This window comes from Ornithinimicrobium cryptoxanthini (genome assembly GCF_023923205.1).
Taxonomy (GTDB): Bacteria; Actinomycetota; Actinomycetes; order Actinomycetales; family Dermatophilaceae; genus Ornithinicoccus; species Ornithinicoccus cryptoxanthini.
The window spans coordinates 15549-31605 of sequence record NZ_CP099490.1 but is presented as its reverse complement, the minus strand read 5'-3'; the positions used below and the strand labels follow the sequence as shown (position 1 = coordinate 31605).

The following is a 16057-nucleotide window of genomic DNA, read 5'->3' as shown; positions in this document are numbered from 1 at the left end:
CGTCAGCGCTGGATCGGGCCCTCCTCCTCGGTGGGCCGGTCGCTCGGCTCCACGAGGCTCGCGAACTGCGGCCGGACGGTGCCGGTGAAGGCCGGCAGCTCGGTCTCACCCAGGTCGCTCACCTCGTAGCCGAGTCCGAGGATGTCGGCCCAGGCGCGATAGTTGCTGACCGTCGGGTCATCCTGCAGCGATCGCATCAGGGAGCCGGGATCGCCGATGGCGGTGATCGTGTAGGGCGGGGAGTAGACCCGGCCCTGGAGATAGAGGGTGTTGCCGACGCAGCGCACCGCACTCGAGGAGATGATGCGCTGGTCCTGCACCATCATGGCCTCCGCGCCGCCGGCCCACAGCGCGTTGATCACCCCCTGCACGTCCTGCTGGTGGACCACCACATCATCGACGGTGTAGCCCTCGGGCAGCGTCTCGAGGGTGTAGCCGGCGTCGTCAAGCACGACCTGCACCGCTGGACCCTCGACCGCGGTCGTGCCCACGACGGGGGCCAGCCCGTTGGCGGTCACCACCTCGGCCCGCGGGCCCGCGTCGCTGGCGGCGTTGATCTGCTCCTGGAGCACGGTCGCCTGATCGGCGAGCTGCTCGACCGCGGCGTTGCGCTCCTGGATCAGACCGACCAGCGTCTCGGGGTGGCTCGGCGACGAGTCGAGGTCGGCCAGCGCCGCAGACGTGCCGAACAGCAGGCCGGCCCCCAGCGCGAGGACGGGCACCAGGACCTGCCAGGCCCGGCTGTGCGAGGTGGTCCGGTCGTGCTGCTCGGTCATCGCTCATCCCCGTGTCGTGTGTGCGGTGCCAGTCTAGTGCTCCGGCCACGTATCCTGTGGGGGCGAGCGGCCGGCATACTGCCCCGGTCGCGGAGCCAGGCGGCAGTGAGGTCGCGCTGGTCCCCCACACCAAGGAGTAGTCGTGCCGAAGTCCAAGGGCCGAGCCAAGAAGAAGACCCGCCAGGACCGACCCGTCGACGTCGCCGCGGCGCCCCAGGTCAACCCGTCGTGGTTCGTGCCGGTGATGTGCGGACTGATGATCTTCGGGGTGCTGTGGGTGACGACCTTCTATGTCACCAGCGGCAACTGGCCGGCGCCCATCGGCTACTGGAACCTGGTCATCGGGATGGGCGCGATCATGGCCGGCTTCATGATGGCGACCCGCTGGCGCTAACCCAGCGTTATCCCCAGGTTATCCACAGGATGGGGATAACTACACGGGTGTTATTCACAGGCCGGAGCGTCTCGCGCGTCTGACTCAGCGGCCGCGTGGCCCCGGCCGCTCGGCGCCGCACCCACGACCACCCCCGCCCCCACCACCAGCGCGTCACCATCCTGCGCTCAGCCCGAGAGAGTGTCCCTCAGCCCGAGAAGGTGTCCCACAACCCGAGGAGTTTTCCCGGGTTGAGGAACACCTTCTCGGGTTCAGTGGCGCAGGGGTGCCGGGGAGCGAAGGCGCTCACGAATAGAGCTGGAGCAGGAGCGCGTTCTCGACGGACATGATCCGCCAGAACGACGCGATCGCCAGGAGCGCGAGCACCCCGAGAGCCGCGGGCCAGAACCACCGCCGCCGCGAGGCCGAGGCCACGGCGGTCCGATCCTTCGGGGCGGTCAGCGCCAGCACCACCGCGAGGACCGCACCGGTGACCGCACCGCCCAGGTGGGCCTGCCAGGCGATGTTGGGCAGGACGAAGCCGAGCACCGCGTTGATCCCCAGCACGGCGACGATGCTGCCGGTCTCCCGGCCGAGGTGCCGGTTGAGCACGAGCACCGCGGCGAACAGCCCGAAGACGGCACCGGAGGCACCTACCGTCGGGGTGGTCCAGCCGGAGGGCTGACCGATCCGCTCGGGCAGTTGGGCCAGCAGCAGGAATCCGACGGAACCGCCGACCGCGCTCACGAGGAAGAGAGCCAGGAACTTCAGCCGCCCGAGCAGGGGCTCGAGGTACTGCCCGGTGATCCACAGCGCGAACATGTTGAACGCGATGTGCATGAAGCCGCTCGGCGAGTGCGCGAAGGCCGCGGTCAGGAAGCGCCACGGCTCGGTCTCGGCCAGCAACGGGATGAACATCAGCTCGGTGGTGACTCTGTCATCCACCCGCTGGCCGAGATAGACCACCACGCAGATCGCGATCAGCGTCATGGTGACGAGCGGTCGCCCGCCCCGGACCGGCGCTCCGAACCGTGAGGTCGGCTGCCGCACCGTGCGCGCCTGCTCCTTGACGCAGTCGACGCACTGGATGCCCACGGCCGCCGGACGCTGGCACTCGGGACAGGTGGGCCGCTCGCAGCGCTGACAGCTGACGTATGACGTGCGGTCGGGATGGCGGGGACAGACCGGTGGGGCGGGGGCCGTCATCGGGTCGGTCTCACTTAGGAGACGATGACCTTGTCGATCACGACCGGGTCAACCGGCTTGTCGCCGCGGCCGGTGCGGACCTTGCCGATCGCGTCGACGACGGCCTTGCTCTCCTCGTCGGCGACCTCACCGAAGATGGTGTGCTTGCCCATCAGGTGCGGGGTCGGGCCGAGCGTGATGAAGAACTGGGACCCGTTGGTGCCCTTGCCCATCTGCTTGCCGGCGTTGGCCATGGCCAGCGTGTAGGGCTGGTTGAAGTTCTTGTCCGGGTGGATCTCGTCGTCGAAGGTGTAGCCGGGGCCGCCGAAGCCCTCACCCAGCGGGCAGCCGCCCTGGATCATGAAGCCGTCGATGATCCGGTGGAAGATCAAGCCGTCGAAGAACGGCTGCGGGTTGGTGCGGCCGGCGTCGTCCTTGTAGTCCTGCTCGCCCTTGGCCAGGCCCACGAAGTTCTGGACGGTCTTGGGGGCGTGGTCCGGGAAGAGGACCAGGTTGATGTCACCCTTGTTGGTCTGCAGCGTCACGTTCATGTGCCCATCCTCGCACGCACGCCATCTCGAATGGTGCGCGTGGGGGGCCTGAGGTGCTGTGCGCCGAGGGTGGTCCCCCGCACCGCGCCCCGGGTGGATCATGTCAGGAACACAGTGCAGGATAGATGCAGTGCAGGATGGATGTAGTGCACGACTACTGAGGAGGACTTTGTGTTCCAGCGCAAGAGCAAGCCCGAGCAGGTCCAGGAGTCGGCGTCCGCCGTCAAGGACAAGGCCGTGGCCGGGGCAGGCAGCGTGCTGACCGCCGTCAAGGAGGCGTTCGACGGGAAGGTCGCTCCCAAGGCAAGTGCCGCAGCAGAGGCCGCGAGCGTCAGGGCCGCCGGGGCCGCCGACGCGGCCAAGGAGAGGTCGAGCGACCTGCGCCACCAGGCCATGGACGCGACGAGCGACCTGCGCCACCAGGCCCGCGACAAGGCCAGCCACGCCCGCGACCGTGCCGTGTCGGGCCTCGACCACGGCATCGACTCCGCCGTCCCCAAGGGCCAGGAGGCAGTCGCCTCAATGGCACCGAAGGTGGACCACGCACGTGACGTGATCGTCGACGAGGTCCTCCCCAAGCTCTCTGAGCTGCTCGGCAACCTGCAGCAGAGCAAGGACGAGCTGCTGAGCCGCCAGAACGGGCCGATCGCGACTGTGACCGGCGCTCCCAAGAAGCAGAAGCGCAAGGGCGGGGCCCTCATCGTCTTCGGTGTCGCCGCTGCCATCGGTGCTGCCGTGGCTTACTACCTGAACTCGCAGAAGAAGCCCGCCACCGACCCGTGGGGGACCGAGCACCACGTCGGCGGTGCCCCCGGTGTGGACACCCAGGTGCGCGCATCGCTCGCCGACCGCGGCACCGCCACCTCCGGCACCGCCACCACCGGCACCGGCACCACCGCTGCGGCTGGCGCTGGAGCAGGTGGAACTGCCGCAGCTGGCTTGCGCGGCACCGGCGCGGGCGTCGGCAGCACCGGCTCGACGAGCGGCACCGCCTCGGACACCCCGATCGCGGACAGCCTGACCAGGGAGGCTGCTGACCGCGCAGCCAGCGCCAGGTCCACCGACACCCCAGACCACGCAGGTGCCGAGGCGAGCCACCTGCTCTCCAGCGAGGAGATCGACGACCTCGCCAAGGAGACCCCGGACGTCAAGGGCGGCACCGGCAGCGGCGGCCACGCCGGCTTCGGCACCGACTTCGGTGAGATGGACACGGCCACGGACAACGCCGAGGACGCAGGGGAGTCCGTCGAGGACGCCACCGACCGAAAGACCGACCTGCCCTGACCCACTAAACCCCGCGGTGCCCTCGGGCACCAACCATCCACGATGGGCGCGCGTCACAGAGAGTGTGGCGCGCGCCCACTGTGGTGTGCGGGTGTCTGTGGTGTGCGGGCGTCTGTGGTGTGCGGGCGTCTGTGGTGTGCGGGCGTCGCAGACCGCTGTGGCACACCGTGGAGGAGCACAGCGTGAGCCACACGTGCACCAGGAGTCACAGAAGATTCAGGTCTTCGTCCGCGTGGCGTCGGCACTCAACCCGTGCGGTCGCCCTAACCTGAGTGCCAGGTGTCGCGCTGCGGGGAGGAGGTTCCGTGTCCGCTCAGGCCGAGGAGTCACGTCGGCGATCCTCCACGCCTGCCCACGACCCGCGAGCCACGCAGGCTCGCTCCAGCCCGGCGTCGCGCAGCTCCTCCGCCGACACCGCCCTCCTCGAACGCCCCGTGATCGCGCCCACCACGACCGTCTCTGAGCAGCGTCGGCGGGGGCGCGGTCCCACGGACGTCGACCCGCGACCGGGACACATCCACGGTCTGGACGGCCTGCGGGCCATCGCCATCATCGGCGTCCTGGTCTTCCACTTCACTCCCAACACGCTGCCGGCCGGCTTCATCGGCGTCGACGTCTTCTTTGTGCTCTCCGGCTTTCTGATCACGACCCTGCTGCTGCGCGAGATCAGCCGACAGGGTCGCATCGACCTGCCGCAGTTCTGGTTGCGGCGCGCGCGCCGCCTCCTGCCCGCCCTCGTCACGGTGGTGGTCCTCAGCGTGGCCGCAGCCAGACTCGTCGGCGGCGACCTGCTGGTCAACATCGGCCGCCAGGCGCTCGGCGCGATGACCTTCAGCACCAACTGGCTCGAGGTGGCAGCTGGCGCCAGCTATTTCCACAGCACCTCGCCACTGCTCTTCATCAACTTCTGGTCGCTCGCCGTCGAGGAGCAGTTCTATCTCCTCTGGCCGATCGGGCTGGTGGTCCTGCTGGCGGTCACCCGCACTGCGAAGCAGCGCATCGGCTTCGTCCTGGCGCTCGCCCTCGCCTCCGCGATGGCCATGGCTGTGCTGTTCTCGCCCGACGAGGACTCGACGCGCATCTACTACGGCACCGACACCCACCTGTTCGGGCTGATGCTCGGCGTGGCGCTCGCCTTCGCCTGGGCCGCCCCGCACCGGGCCGGCCTGCGCACGGCCGCCTGGAGGCGTTGGCGCATGCCGGCCGTCGGGGTGGCCCTGCTGGTCCTGGTCGGGCTGATGGCCCTGCTCAGCGAGGGCAACCCCTGGACCTTCCGCGGCGGCCTCCTGCTGGCCTGCCTGGCCACGGTCGTGCTCATCGCCGGGCTGCTGGAGTCAGGCAGCCCCTGGCGGACGATGATGTCGCTGGCACCGCTGCGGTGGATCGGCGAGCGGTCCTATGGCATCTACCTGTGGCACTGGGCCGTGCTGATGATCGTCGCGACCCTCTTCCCGTATGCCGAGGGCACCGTGCGCGGGGCGCTCACCCTCACCGGGGCGCTGGTCCTGACCCTGGTGCTCAGCGAGCTCTCCTTCCGGTTCATCGAGACGCCCGTGCGGCGCGACGGCTTCCGCGCCTCCTTCGGCGCGGTGCGCCAGCGAATGGTCGGCGCCGGCACGCTCACCTCCCGCGTCGTGGCCGGGTCCACGGCGACACTGCTCCTGCTCGCGGCGGTGGCGATCGCCACCGCCCCCGAGAAGTCGCAGACGCAGCAGGCCATCGAGACCGCCGAGGCCCAGCTCAACGGATCCGCGCCGGACGTCAGTGCCCGCGCGGGCCTGCTCGGCGGGGTCTCGCTGGGGATGCCGACACCCCAGGCCGCGCCAGCGGCAGCAGACGGAGACACCACCGACGGCCAGACCACCGACGGAGCCCAGACGGACGGGGACACCGCGGGGGAGGCCGGCGCGGCGGGCGAGGTCACGGGTGACTCGGCCGCCGACGGTTTCGCCCAGGCCATGGGCGGACTGGTCGACGCCGGGACGGCCGCCGCGCAGGAGCAGGCCGACAGCGACAGCAAGGACGCTGACCAGGACGGGCACGAGGCGGGCGGGCAGCCCGAGGCCGACGCACCCCACGCGCCCGGCGCGATCCCCGACGGCTGGCACGAGGACGACGAGGGACTGCTGGTCCCCGACAGCGGGCGGCTCACCGCGATCGGCGACTCCCTGGTCGTGACCAGCGCCGACGGCCTGAAATGGCGCTTCCCCGAGATGAACTTCGCGGCCAAGTCCAACCGGCAGTGGAAGGACGCCAACCCGGTGCTGGCCTCCGCGCTGGCCCAGGGCGAGGTCCGGGACAACGTCATCGTCCACTTCGGCACCAACGCCGGCGTCGACGGGGAGGCGCTGCGCACCTTCCTCGACACCCTCGGCCCGGACCGCCAGGTCGTGGTGATGAACCTCTACGGCTCGAGCACCTTCATCCCCGACTCCAACGAGACCATCGAGAAGGTTGTCGCTGACTACCCCAACGCAGTCGTCGGCGACTGGCAGGCCACCATCGCTGAGCAGCCGGGCGTGCTGCAGTCCGACCGGGTGCACCCCGACATCGAGGGCATGCACGTCTATGCCGCCGTCGTCGCCAGGGCCTTCGACGAGCTGGCGCGCACCGGCGGCTGACCACCGGCACCTGAACACCGGGACCCGACCCTCGGCATACTGCCGCGTGGGCCTGTTGTGTGGCAGGCTCGTCTCGTGAACATCGTCTTCGTCGAGCCGCACTTCCCTCGCAACCAGCGCGAGTTCGTGCGGGCGCTGGCCGAGGCCGGCGCCAACGTGCTGGGAGTGGGCGAGACACCGGTGGACTACCTCGACGACGAGCTCAAGTCGTGGATGCAGCACTACGAGCAGGTCGGGTCCGTCACCGACGTCGGCGCGATGACCCACGTGGTCCGCAAGCTGCAGGGCCTGGTCTGGGTGGACGCACTGGAGTCGACCATCGAGTCGCACACCATGCCGGCCGCTCAGGTCCGTGAGGCGACTGGCATCCCCGGCACCTCCGTGCACACCACCTGGCTCTGCCGCGACAAGCCCTCGATGAAGGAGGCGCTGCGCCAGGTCGGGGTGCCCACCGCGGCCTCGACGGCTGCCTCCAGCCTGGCGGAGGTGCGCGAGTTTGCCGAGCGCGTCGGCTACCCGCTGATCCTCAAGCCTCGCGACGGCGCGGGGGCGGCCGGCACCAGCAAGGTCGAGGACGACAGTCAGCTCGAGGCGGCACTGGCCACGTTTGGCCCCGGCACGACCTCGATCGCGGTCGAGGAGTTCATCGAGGGGCACGAGGGCTTCTATGACACGATCTGCGTCGACGGGCGCCCGCAGGTGGACTTCGCCTGCCACTACTTCCCCGGTGTGCTGGAGGCGATGCGCACCCGTTGGATCTCACCGGTCTACATCTCCACCAACCGGATCGACGGGGGCGGGCTCTACGACGAGATCCGCGAGCTGGGCCAGAAGGTCATCACCGCCCTCGGCATCGGGACCTCCGCGACCCACATGGAGTGGTTCCACGGCCCCAAGGGCCTGAAGTTCAGCGAGATCGGCGCCCGACCGCCCGGTGTCGGCTGCTACGACCTCTACTCCGCCGGCAACGACCTGGACACCTATCGCGCCTGGGCCGACGCCATCGTGCACGGCGAGGTGCGGACGCGGCCCACGCGCAGCCACTCGGCCGGCATCATCGCCCTGCGCCCGGACCGCGACGGCGTCATCACCGGCTACAGCGGCCTGGAGGATGTCGAGAACCGGCTCGGGCGGTGGATCATCGACGCGCACCTGCCCGGCGCCGGCACCCCCACCCAGCCCATCGAGGCGGGCTACATGGCCAACGCCTACATCCGGATGCGGCACCCCGACTACGACGTGCTGCGCTCCATGATGGACAACGTGGGCCAGGCTGTGCAGGTCCATGCCAGCTGAGGACCAGCCGGCCTCGATCACTCTCCTGGGACCCCAGCGCACGCCGCGGATCGAGGGCGTGCTGGCATCCCTGCAGCTCACGGGTGCGCGGGCGGCCATCATCAACGCCGGCTGGCGCGAGCGCGAGCCGGAGGACGGGTTGCTGGTCCAGTTCGCGGAGGGCAACGCCGTCAACCTGCGGCTCTGGCACCGGATGCAGGAGGTCTGGGAGGCCGACCCCGAGTTCGCCGCAGCCGACCGCGCGCGCCGGCTGGTCCTGGAGGAGATGCAGGATCTGTATGTCGTGGCGCTGGACCACGTTGTCGCTGCCCTGCGGGCCATAGCTGACCGGGCGCCCCGATCAGCGCATGTCCAGGAGATGGCCCAGGCCGACGCCGAGCAGATCATGCGCGAGATCGACACGCGCCACCTGGAGCGGGTCAGCGAGGTGCACGCCGAGTTCTGGAGCAGGTGGCCACCGCACGAGCGGGCTGCCGTGGCCCTGCTGCGCGAGCTGATCAGCAGGGAGCTCGCGGACGCAGAGGTGATCCTCATCCCCGGTGGGCATGTGGGGGTCCTCGTGGGGGCGCTGCACCTGTTCAACATCGGCCCCCATCTGCAGGTGCCGGTCATCGCCTGGGGGGCGGGGGCGATGGCCCTGACCGACCAGGTGGTGCTCTTCCACGACCGGGCGGCCCACGGACCCTCGGTCAGCGAGGTGTTCACCCAGGGGCTCGGCCTCGTCAGAGAGACCGTCGCGCTGCCGGCGGCCCGGGAGCGGCTCGAGCTGTCCAACGCAGGCCGCATGGGCGTGCTCGCCCGGCGGTTCGCCCCCGCACACTGTCTGCTGCTCGACGAACGGGCCCGGGTCGACATACTGCCCGACGGAGGCTTGCCCGACACCGCCCCGGTGCTCGGCATCGACGGCCGCGCGACCGTGAGGGGGAACCTGCGATGAGCATCTCGCTGCCGCCCCAGCCGATGCGGGACACGACCAGGGTCAAGCTGGCGATCAACGCGTTCCGGGCGCTGGAGCACCGCTCCGAGGAGTCCGTCGACGGCTTCCTGCAGGACCGGGCCGTGCCGATCGTCGAGGGAGCCAACTGCACCTTCCTCTTCCGGGGCGAGGCCGACGAGGTGCACCTGCTGCACCGCATCGTCAACCAGCCCCAGCGGGTGCCCCTGCACCGCATCGAGGGCACCAGCCTCTGGTTCTGCGTCATCGAGCTCCCCTACGGCTCACGGGTGGAGTATCAGCTGGAGGTGCGCCACGGCGAGCAGGTGGTGCAGGGCAACGACCCGCTCAACCCGCTCGTCGCCCACAGCCCCGTCGGCTCCTCGTCGGTGTGCCAGGCGATCGGCTACCAGACGCCGGAGTGGACCCAGTTCGACCCCGATGCCCGTCCGGGGGAGCTGCACGACCTGGTGCTGCACTCCAAGGCTCTGCGGCGAGAGACGCACAGCCGCGTCTATCTGCCGGCCCGCTTCCGCCCGAGCACGATCTATCCCCTGCTGATCGTGCACGACGGTGACGACTACCTCAACTTCTCCTCGATGAAGATCGTGCTCGACAACCTGATCCACAGCCTGGACATGGCCGAGACGATCGTGGTCTTCACCAACCCGGGGGACCGCAACCGGGAGTACCCCAACTATGCCCCGCACGCCCGGCACCTGATCCACGAGCTCATCCCGCACCTGGAGGAGCACTACCCGGTGATGCGGCGGCCGGAGGGACGGGCCCTGATGGGCGCCAGCTTCGGTGCGGTCGCGTCCATGTCGGTTGCCTTCCGCAACCCCGACGTCTTCGGCTCGCTGCTGCTGCAGTCGGGGTCGTTCGTCTTCACCGACATCGGCAGCGAGCACGGCGGCGGACCGGTGTTCGACCCGGTCGTGAAGTTCATGAACCGCTATCGCGCCCGCCCGCGCAAGGTGGCCGACCGGCTCTTCGTCTCGTGCGGCATCTATGAGCCGCTCATCGTGCCCAACCGCTCGATGGTCCCCGTGTGGGAGTCGACGGGGAGTAGCGTCCGCTATGTCGAGGCGCGGGACGGGCACTCCTGGGAGAACTGGCGCGACCGCCTGCGCGACGGCCTGTCCTGGATCTATCCCGGGCCGCAGAAGTTTGTCTATGAATAGTTCCTCCTAAGAAAGAAGGTGGCCGCGGTGGACGACAACACCCAGCCCACGTCATACCTGCTGGTCGATGGTGAGAACATCGACGCGACCCTCGGCACCTCCATCCTGGGCCGGCGGCCCGAGCCGCAGGAGCGGCCCCGCTGGGACCGGTTGCTGGCCTTCACCCGCGAGAAGTGGGGTGGCTCGCCGCGCGGCCTGTTCTTCCTCAACGCCTCGAGCGGCATGCCGATGTCGTTCGTCCAGGCGCTGCGGGCCATCGGCTATGTCCCCGTGCCGCTGTCCGGACCGCCCGACGAGAAGATCGTCGACATCGCGATCCAGCGCACCCTGCAGTCGCTGGCCGAGCGCGACGGCGACGTCATGCTGGTCAGCCACGACGGCGACTTCCTGGAGGACCTCGAGCCGCTGCTGGGCACCGAGCGCCGCGTGGGCGTGATCGCCTTCGCCGAGTTCCGCAACCACGGCTTCACACCCCTGATCGAGCAGGGCCTCGAGCCCTTTGACCTGGAGTATGACGTGCACGCGTTCACCTCGATGCTGCCCCGTCTGCGGGTCATCCCGATCGAGGAGTTCGACCCGACCGGGTTCCTCTAGGCCGCTTCACAGCCATCCCCGGTCCCGCGCCTGGCGGGCAGCCGCGACCCGGTTGGCGGCTCCGAGCTTGTGCATCGCCTCGGACAGGTAGTTGCGCACCGTGCCCTCGGACAGGTGCAGCTGCCCGGCGATCTCGCCGTTGGCCAGCCCATCACCGGCCAGCCGCAGGACCTGGCGCTCCCGGGCGGTGAGCGGGTCCGACTCACCCCAGGCGTCGGCGGCGAGCTGGGGGTCGATGGCTCGGCCCCCGGCGTGCACGTCGCGGACGGCTTGGGCCAGGGTGCTGGCGGGCGCGTCCTTGAGCAGGTAGCCGGCAGCGCCGACGTCCAGCGCGCGGCGGAGGTATCCGCTGCGGGCGAACGTCGTCAAAATGACCACCTTGGTCGGCAGGCCCCGTCTGCGGAGCTCCGCGGCCACCTCGAGGCCGGTAAGCCCGGGCATCTCGATATCCGCCAGCAGGACGTCGGGACGCAGCGCGTCCACCAGGCGGACTGCTTCCTCGCCGTCGGAGGCGGTGCCCGCGACGGTGATGTCGGTTTCCAGTGCCAGGAGGGTGCTCAGGGCGCCGAGCACCATGAGCTGGTCCTCGGCCAGGACGACGGTGACCGTCATCGGCCACCCACCGTCCGTGCTCGGACCCGATGGCCGCCCGGTTGCGCCACCGGCAGGGTCACCTCGACGACGGTCCCGTGGTCGTCGAGTCCCTTCGCGCCACCGACCTCCACCAGTCCCCCGAGGGCAGCGATCCGCTCGTGCATGCCCGTGATCCCGAATCCCGTCTGCCCGGACGGACCGCGGCCGTCGTCGGTGACCCGCAGGCGCACCTGGCTCCCGGCGGTCGTGATGCTGATCGCGGCCCGCTCGGCCCGGGCGTGCCGGACCACGTTGGTCACGGCCTCGCGCAGCGCCATGGCCAGGGCTGACTCCTGCTCGGGGCGCAGATCGGTCGGGTCGGCGTGCACCTCGACGTCGAGACCGGCCGCCCGCAGCGCCACGCAGGCTCCGTCGAGCTCGGCGCCGAGACCGCGGGCTCGGTAGCCGGCGACCGCGGCCCGCACCTCACCCAGCGCCTTGCGGCCGATGCGTTCGATGTCCGTGATCTCGGCCGCTGCCTGTTCAGGGTCTGCGCGGACCAGCCGCGCCGCCAGCTCGGACTTCAGCACCACGACCGAGAGGGTGTGTCCGAGCAGATCGTGCAGGTCCCGGGCGATCCGCTCCCGCTCAGCGATCGTCGCTAGCCGCTCGATCTCCTCATCGGCGCGCAACAGACGCTTGCTGGCCCTGCCCCGCTCGGCGTCAAAGATGCTTGTCGCACCGACGACCATCGTGAAGACCAGGGCGGAGACGAACGTGCCCAGCCGCCACGACGTGGGGTCCGGGGAGATCAGGATCATCACCGCGACCACACCGACGAGGGCGGTCAGCACCGCCACGGCCCTGCGGGTGGGATAGAGGCCCCCGGCTGCGGCCGCCGCATAGATCACGAACACGCTGGCCCCGCTGTTGACCAGCGAACCGGCCAGGGCGAGGACGGCGAGCGAGGCGATGAGGATCAACGTCTGCCGGTCGTTGCGGGTCCGGAACGTCGCAGCATAGATCGGCAGGAACCCTGCGATGAGCGCCGCCGCAACCAGCCAGTCCAGGGCATCGGCCGTCGGGTCGAAGGCGGGCGGGAAGAACAGGGCACCGAGATAGACCAGCCAGACGTAGCGCGTGAAGTTGGCGGGGTGCTGTGGGCTCTGGCTCAAGGGCGCCTCATCCGTAGGTCCGGCCCTCGTCGCGCCGGAAACCCCACGCGGCCACGGTCAGAAAGACTGCGGTAAACGCTAGCAGCACCAGGGCGTGCACGGCAGGGGATCCGCCCTCAGAAGCGGAGACCGTGCCCAGGGCGAGCTGAGCGAAGTGATAGGGCGGTAGTGCGGGAGCGAAGTCCTGCACGACGGTGGGCAGTTGGTGGATCGGGATGAAGAGGCCGGAGGCGAAAGCCATCGGCAGATACATGAGGTTCACCATGGCCGGTGCCGAGTTGGGGCCGACGAGATAGCCGAAGGCCAGTCCCATGGCCGAGAACGGCAGGGCCCCGATGATGAGCACCAGACCGAGGCTGATCCACTGCGTGGGGGACATGCGCACACCCCCCAGGGAGGCGCCGAGGGTGAACAGCGCGGCGACGATCATGGCGGCAACCGTCGTGCTCATGGCGACCTTGGCCACGAAGTAGGCCTGTGGGGGCATCGGTGACACGTGCTTCAGTCGCATCCAGCCCTGCCCGCGTTCGGTGGCGACCGAGACCCCGAAGCCGAAGAGTGCGGCGCCGATGACTCCGAAGGTGCCGTAGGTCGCCAGCAGGTAGGTCGTCGCGCCGACCGGGCCGGAGTCGCCGCCCCCGCCGAAGGCCAACCCGAAGAGCGCGTAGAACAACACCGGCAGGGCGATGGTGCTCACCGCGAAGATGGGGATCCGGATCAGCTTGAGGAACTCGTGCTGGGCCTCGGTGACATAGAGGCGCACCGGATTGGCTCGCGGCGGGCGAGGGTTTGTCGTCATCGGTGCTGCTGTGAGGTTGTTCATCGTGTTTCCTCCATGTGGTGGGTGAGGGCGAGGAAGGCCTCCTCGAGGCTTGGTTCGGTGACGGTCACGCCCGTGGCCGCAGCGTCCAGGTCGAGCAGGGCTCGGAGGACGGGCTCGGCGGAGGCGACGAGCAGCACCAGCCAGGGACCCTCGCGCGAGGCGCCAGCCACGCCGGGCCACTGTTGGGCCACCGAGACACTGACGGAGCTCTGTGCTCGCACCCGGCGCCCCGGCACCAGGGCCTTGATCTCGGTGGGCGTTCCCTGGGCGATCACCACCCCGTGGTCGATCACCACGATGCGGTCAGCCAGAGCGTCGGCCTCTTCGAGGTAGTGCGTTGTCAGCACCACTCCGCGACCCGAGCCGGCCAGTTCGCGCAACGTGTCCCAGAGGCGGTGGCGAGCCTCCACGTCCAGGCCGGTGGTCGGTTCGTCGAAGACCAGCAGATCAGGGTCGCCGGCCAGGGCGATCCCGAACAGCACTCGTCGCTGCTGGCCGCCGGAGAGCTCGCCGAACATGCGCCCCTCGAGCCCGTCGAGGCCCGCCGCGGAGACGACCTGCGCCATCGACAGGGGGGCGGGGTAGTAGCCGCGGAACTCAGTGAGCAGCTCGCGCACCCGCAGCGTGTCCGGGACGCCCGAGGCCTGCAGCATCACGCCCAGCCGCCGCCGCGCCCGCACGTCGCGCGGCGCGCGCCCGAACAGACGAGCCCTTCCGGACGTAGGTGAGGTCAGGCCGGTCAGCATCCCTATCGCGGTGGACTTGCCCGCACCGTTGGGTCCCAAGACGGCCAGGAGCTCCCCTGGACGCACGTCCAGGTCGAGTCCACTCACCGCCTGGACTGCGCTCTCGCCCTTCCCGAACTGCTTCGACACCCCGAGCAGCTCTGCCAGGAGCGGGGTGTCGTGGCTGGAGCGCGCGCTGTGGTCTGTGAGTTGCGTGGTTGTCATGCCCCAAGGCTTCCGGAGCGAGCGCTGCGGCAGTAGTGCCCGCCGTCACGACCTCGACATGACAGTCGTCATGCTCTTGCGGTCCATCATCAGGCTCCGCACACCGGGTGCTCCCGGCCCTCCTCGCCTGGCGACCACAAGCAGAGGCCCCTCCCGGGGGAGGGGCCTCTGGACACACGAAGTGTGGAGACTAGGGGGCTCGAACCCCTGACCCCCGCCTTGCAAAGGCGGTGCTCTACCAGCTGAGCTAAGTCCCCGTGTTGAGCTGTGGTCAGCTGCTCGGCGGCGTCTCGGAGACCCCGTCGGTCGCCTCGGCCCACAGGTCACGCTCGGCCTGCTCGTCCTGCAGCTTCTTGACCAGGGCGAGTGCCCCGGCGGCGAGTGCGGCAAATGCCATCAGGCGCTTCATAAGATCTCCTTGCGTCGATCGTGCCCGGCAAGGATACCTGCCGCGAGGCGGTGGCTCATAACCGTCACACCACCGCCGGTGGGCACCCGGACCCGACCAGCTCAGTCGACGTCGCCGTCACGCAGCTCCTCCAGCGTGGTCAGCACCCGCTGGTCCACGCCGGTGCGCAGCGCCTGCTGGGTCCACTCGTCGGGCTCGTCGCGCTCCGGCGACACCCGAGCGGTGACCAGGAGCAAGGTGTCGCCCTCGACGACCCCGGCCCCCTCGAGGAAGTCGTCGGTGAGCTCGACCCCAGCAGCCGTCTCGACGCAGGTCACACTCTCGCGCGTGAGCGCAACCGCCAGCTCACACAGGTCACGGTCGTGGACCGGGACCAGATAGGTGTGCGGCCAGGCGGGGGCCCTGCCCTCGTGCGGGGACAGGTGGATGCGCACGAAGTCGCCGGCGCCCGCACTCTGTCCGCGCCGCGCAAAGGACACCGAGAAGTCATCGAACGTCGGTGCCATCACCGTGTCCACCCCCACCGACTCCAGCTCGGCGAGCTGCCTGCGGTCCCGCTCCACGGACACCCAGGTGACACCCGCGATGATGAGTCCCAGGACCACCGCGACCGGCACGATGCGCTCCACCCAGCGCCGCCCGGGCTGGTGCATCCAGTGCGCCAGTCCGCCGATCACGCCGCCGACGAGCAGCCAGCTCCACCACGGCGCCAGGGGATCATGGATCTCACGCGGCCAGATGTTGGTCAGGCTCTCTGCCATCAACAGCAGCCCACCGCCGCCGACAAAGCCGAGCAACGACGGCAGGAAGACCGGTCGCAGCCTCAGGATCCGGCGCACCACCAGGACCGCGACGAACGCGCCCAGCGTCAGCACCGCGGCCGACACCGGCGGGCCGAAGCACTCGCTGATGCCGTTGCACTCACGCGTCGTGGGCTCCCACGCCAGCCACAGCAGGCCGCCCACCACGAGGCCGATGACCGCGCTAGCGGCCAGGCCCGATCCGCCGGCGGCTCTCTCCTCGTCGGCGTGCTGGTCCCCAGGCTGGCTCGCGTGCACTGACATCGGCACGAGCCTACGACGAGACCTGTCGGCGCGTGGTGCGTTCTCGACAAACACAAAACCGCAGACCAGGTGGTCTGCGGTGGTGGTGGGCCTAACAGGACTTGAACCTGTGACCTCTTCCTTATCAGGGAAGCGCTCTAACCGTCTGAGCTATAGGCCCGTGAGTGCTGTGCCCGACGGACACGCGCCGCCCGAGATTACCCCATCGCGGGCTCATGCTCCAAAGCGGGGGCTGCCCGACCCGAGGGCTCGCGTCCACTACATT

At 69.8% G+C, this 16057-nt stretch carries 16 protein-coding genes and 2 tRNA genes; 7 read left to right on the top strand and 11 right to left on the bottom strand.

The window, feature by feature from the left end:
• Positions 1-2 precede the first annotated feature (2 nt).
• Positions 3-776 carry a DUF881 domain-containing protein gene (locus NF557_RS00145; RefSeq protein ID WP_252621074.1) on the bottom strand — a complete coding sequence of 258 codons (774 nt, stop codon included), beginning with the start codon at positions 774-776 and terminating at the stop codon, positions 3-5.
• A gap of 142 nt (positions 777-918) precedes the next feature.
• Between NF557_RS00145 and NF557_RS00140 the strand changes: the two genes are divergently transcribed.
• Entirely contained in the window at positions 919-1170 is a 252-nt protein-coding gene (locus NF557_RS00140; RefSeq protein WP_252621073.1) for a cell division protein CrgA, read from the top strand.
• A 285-nt stretch (positions 1171-1455) separates the two neighbouring features.
• Here the strand turns inward: NF557_RS00140 and NF557_RS00135 are convergent, their stop codons facing one another.
• Positions 1456-2355 carry a rhomboid family intramembrane serine protease gene (locus tag NF557_RS00135; protein WP_252621072.1) on the bottom strand — a complete coding sequence of 300 codons (900 nt, stop codon included), beginning with the start codon at positions 2353-2355 and terminating at the stop codon, positions 1456-1458.
• Positions 2356-2369: 14 nt separating this feature from the next.
• The gene (locus NF557_RS00130) at positions 2370-2885 is read right to left on the bottom strand and encodes a peptidylprolyl isomerase (RefSeq protein ID WP_252621071.1); all 516 of its coding nucleotides are present in this window, start codon (positions 2883-2885) and stop codon (positions 2370-2372) included.
• A 171-nt stretch (positions 2886-3056) separates the two neighbouring features.
• Between NF557_RS00130 and NF557_RS00125 the strand changes: the two genes are divergently transcribed.
• The 6 genes from NF557_RS00125 (at position 3057) to NF557_RS00100 (ending at position 10798) form a co-directional block, all read left to right on the top strand.
• The gene (locus NF557_RS00125; RefSeq protein WP_252621070.1) at positions 3057-4169 is read left to right on the top strand and encodes a hypothetical protein; all 1113 of its coding nucleotides are present in this window, start codon (positions 3057-3059) and stop codon (positions 4167-4169) included.
• 305 nt (positions 4170-4474) lie between these two features.
• Complete coding sequence (locus NF557_RS00120; RefSeq protein ID WP_252621069.1) at positions 4475-6790, top strand: acyltransferase family protein; 2316 nt, start codon at positions 4475-4477, stop codon at positions 6788-6790.
• Between the two features lie 75 nt (positions 6791-6865).
• On the top strand, positions 6866-8086 hold the full coding sequence (locus NF557_RS00115; RefSeq protein ID WP_252621068.1) for an ATP-grasp domain-containing protein: 1221 nt from the start codon (positions 6866-6868) through the stop codon (positions 8084-8086).
• Positions 8076-9023, top strand: a complete 948-nt coding sequence (locus NF557_RS00110; RefSeq protein ID WP_252621067.1) for a hypothetical protein — start codon at positions 8076-8078, stop codon at positions 9021-9023. Before NF557_RS00115 ends, NF557_RS00110 begins: the two co-directional genes overlap by 11 nt.
• Positions 9020-10204, top strand: coding sequence for an alpha/beta hydrolase (locus NF557_RS00105; protein ID WP_252621066.1), 1185 nt, complete (start codon positions 9020-9022; stop codon positions 10202-10204). The genes NF557_RS00110 and NF557_RS00105 overlap by 4 nt, the downstream gene beginning before the upstream one ends.
• Positions 10205-10231: 27 nt before the next feature.
• Complete coding sequence (locus NF557_RS00100; RefSeq protein ID WP_252621065.1) at positions 10232-10798, top strand: NYN domain-containing protein; 567 nt, start codon at positions 10232-10234, stop codon at positions 10796-10798.
• A 6-nt stretch (positions 10799-10804) separates the two neighbouring features.
• On the opposite strand, the gene NF557_RS00095 is transcribed toward NF557_RS00100, so the two are convergent.
• From NF557_RS00095 to NF557_RS00060, 8 genes are all read right to left on the bottom strand, one after another.
• Entirely contained in the window at positions 10805-11410 is a 606-nt protein-coding gene (locus tag NF557_RS00095; RefSeq protein ID WP_252621064.1) for a response regulator transcription factor, read from the bottom strand.
• Positions 11407-12546, bottom strand: a complete 1140-nt coding sequence (locus NF557_RS00090; protein ID WP_252621063.1) for a sensor histidine kinase — start codon at positions 12544-12546, stop codon at positions 11407-11409. The genes NF557_RS00095 and NF557_RS00090 overlap by 4 nt, the downstream gene beginning before the upstream one ends.
• A 7-nt stretch (positions 12547-12553) precedes the next feature.
• A complete protein-coding gene (locus NF557_RS00085; RefSeq protein ID WP_252621062.1) occupies positions 12554-13345 on the bottom strand; it encodes an ABC transporter permease in 792 nt (263 codons plus the stop codon).
• A 20-nt stretch (positions 13346-13365) separates the two neighbouring features.
• Positions 13366-14319, bottom strand: a complete 954-nt coding sequence (locus NF557_RS00080) for an ABC transporter ATP-binding protein (protein ID WP_252621061.1) — start codon at positions 14317-14319, stop codon at positions 13366-13368.
• Positions 14320-14503: 184 nt separating this feature from the next.
• Positions 14504-14576: transfer RNA gene (locus NF557_RS00075), tRNA-Ala, on the bottom strand.
• Between the two features lie 14 nt (positions 14577-14590).
• Positions 14591-14728, bottom strand: a complete 138-nt coding sequence (locus tag NF557_RS00070) for a DLW-39 family protein (RefSeq protein ID WP_252621060.1) — start codon at positions 14726-14728, stop codon at positions 14591-14593.
• Positions 14729-14829: 101 nt separating this feature from the next.
• Positions 14830-15792: a hypothetical protein gene (locus tag NF557_RS00065; protein WP_252621059.1), complete on the bottom strand. Its 963-nt coding sequence runs from the start codon at positions 15790-15792 to the stop codon at positions 14830-14832.
• A gap of 83 nt (positions 15793-15875) precedes the next feature.
• Positions 15876-15952 (bottom strand) — tRNA-Ile (locus NF557_RS00060).
• Positions 15953-16057: the final 105 nt, after the last annotated feature.

Coding starts and splice junctions, on each gene's coding strand:
- NF557_RS00135 (WP_252621072.1), bottom strand. CDS start 2,355: ATGACGGCCCCCGCCCCACCGGTCTGTCCCCGCCATCCCGACCGCACG.
- NF557_RS00105 (WP_252621066.1), top strand. CDS start 9,020: ATGAGCATCTCGCTGCCGCCCCAGCCGATGCGGGACACGACCAGGGTC.
- NF557_RS00110 (WP_252621067.1), top strand. CDS start 8,076: ATGCCAGCTGAGGACCAGCCGGCCTCGATCACTCTCCTGGGACCCCAG.
- NF557_RS00095 (WP_252621064.1), bottom strand. CDS start 11,410: ATGACGGTCACCGTCGTCCTGGCCGAGGACCAGCTCATGGTGCTCGGC.
- NF557_RS00145 (WP_252621074.1), bottom strand. CDS start 776: ATGACCGAGCAGCACGACCGGACCACCTCGCACAGCCGGGCCTGGCAG.
- NF557_RS00130 (WP_252621071.1), bottom strand. CDS start 2,885: ATGAACGTGACGCTGCAGACCAACAAGGGTGACATCAACCTGGTCCTC.
- NF557_RS00070 (WP_252621060.1), bottom strand. CDS start 14,728: ATGAAGCGCCTGATGGCATTTGCCGCACTCGCCGCCGGGGCACTCGCC.
- NF557_RS00080 (WP_252621061.1), bottom strand. CDS start 14,319: ATGACAACCACGCAACTCACAGACCACAGCGCGCGCTCCAGCCACGAC.
- NF557_RS00065 (WP_252621059.1), bottom strand. CDS start 15,792: ATGTCAGTGCACGCGAGCCAGCCTGGGGACCAGCACGCCGACGAGGAG.
- NF557_RS00085 (WP_252621062.1), bottom strand. CDS start 13,345: ATGACGACAAACCCTCGCCCGCCGCGAGCCAATCCGGTGCGCCTCTAT.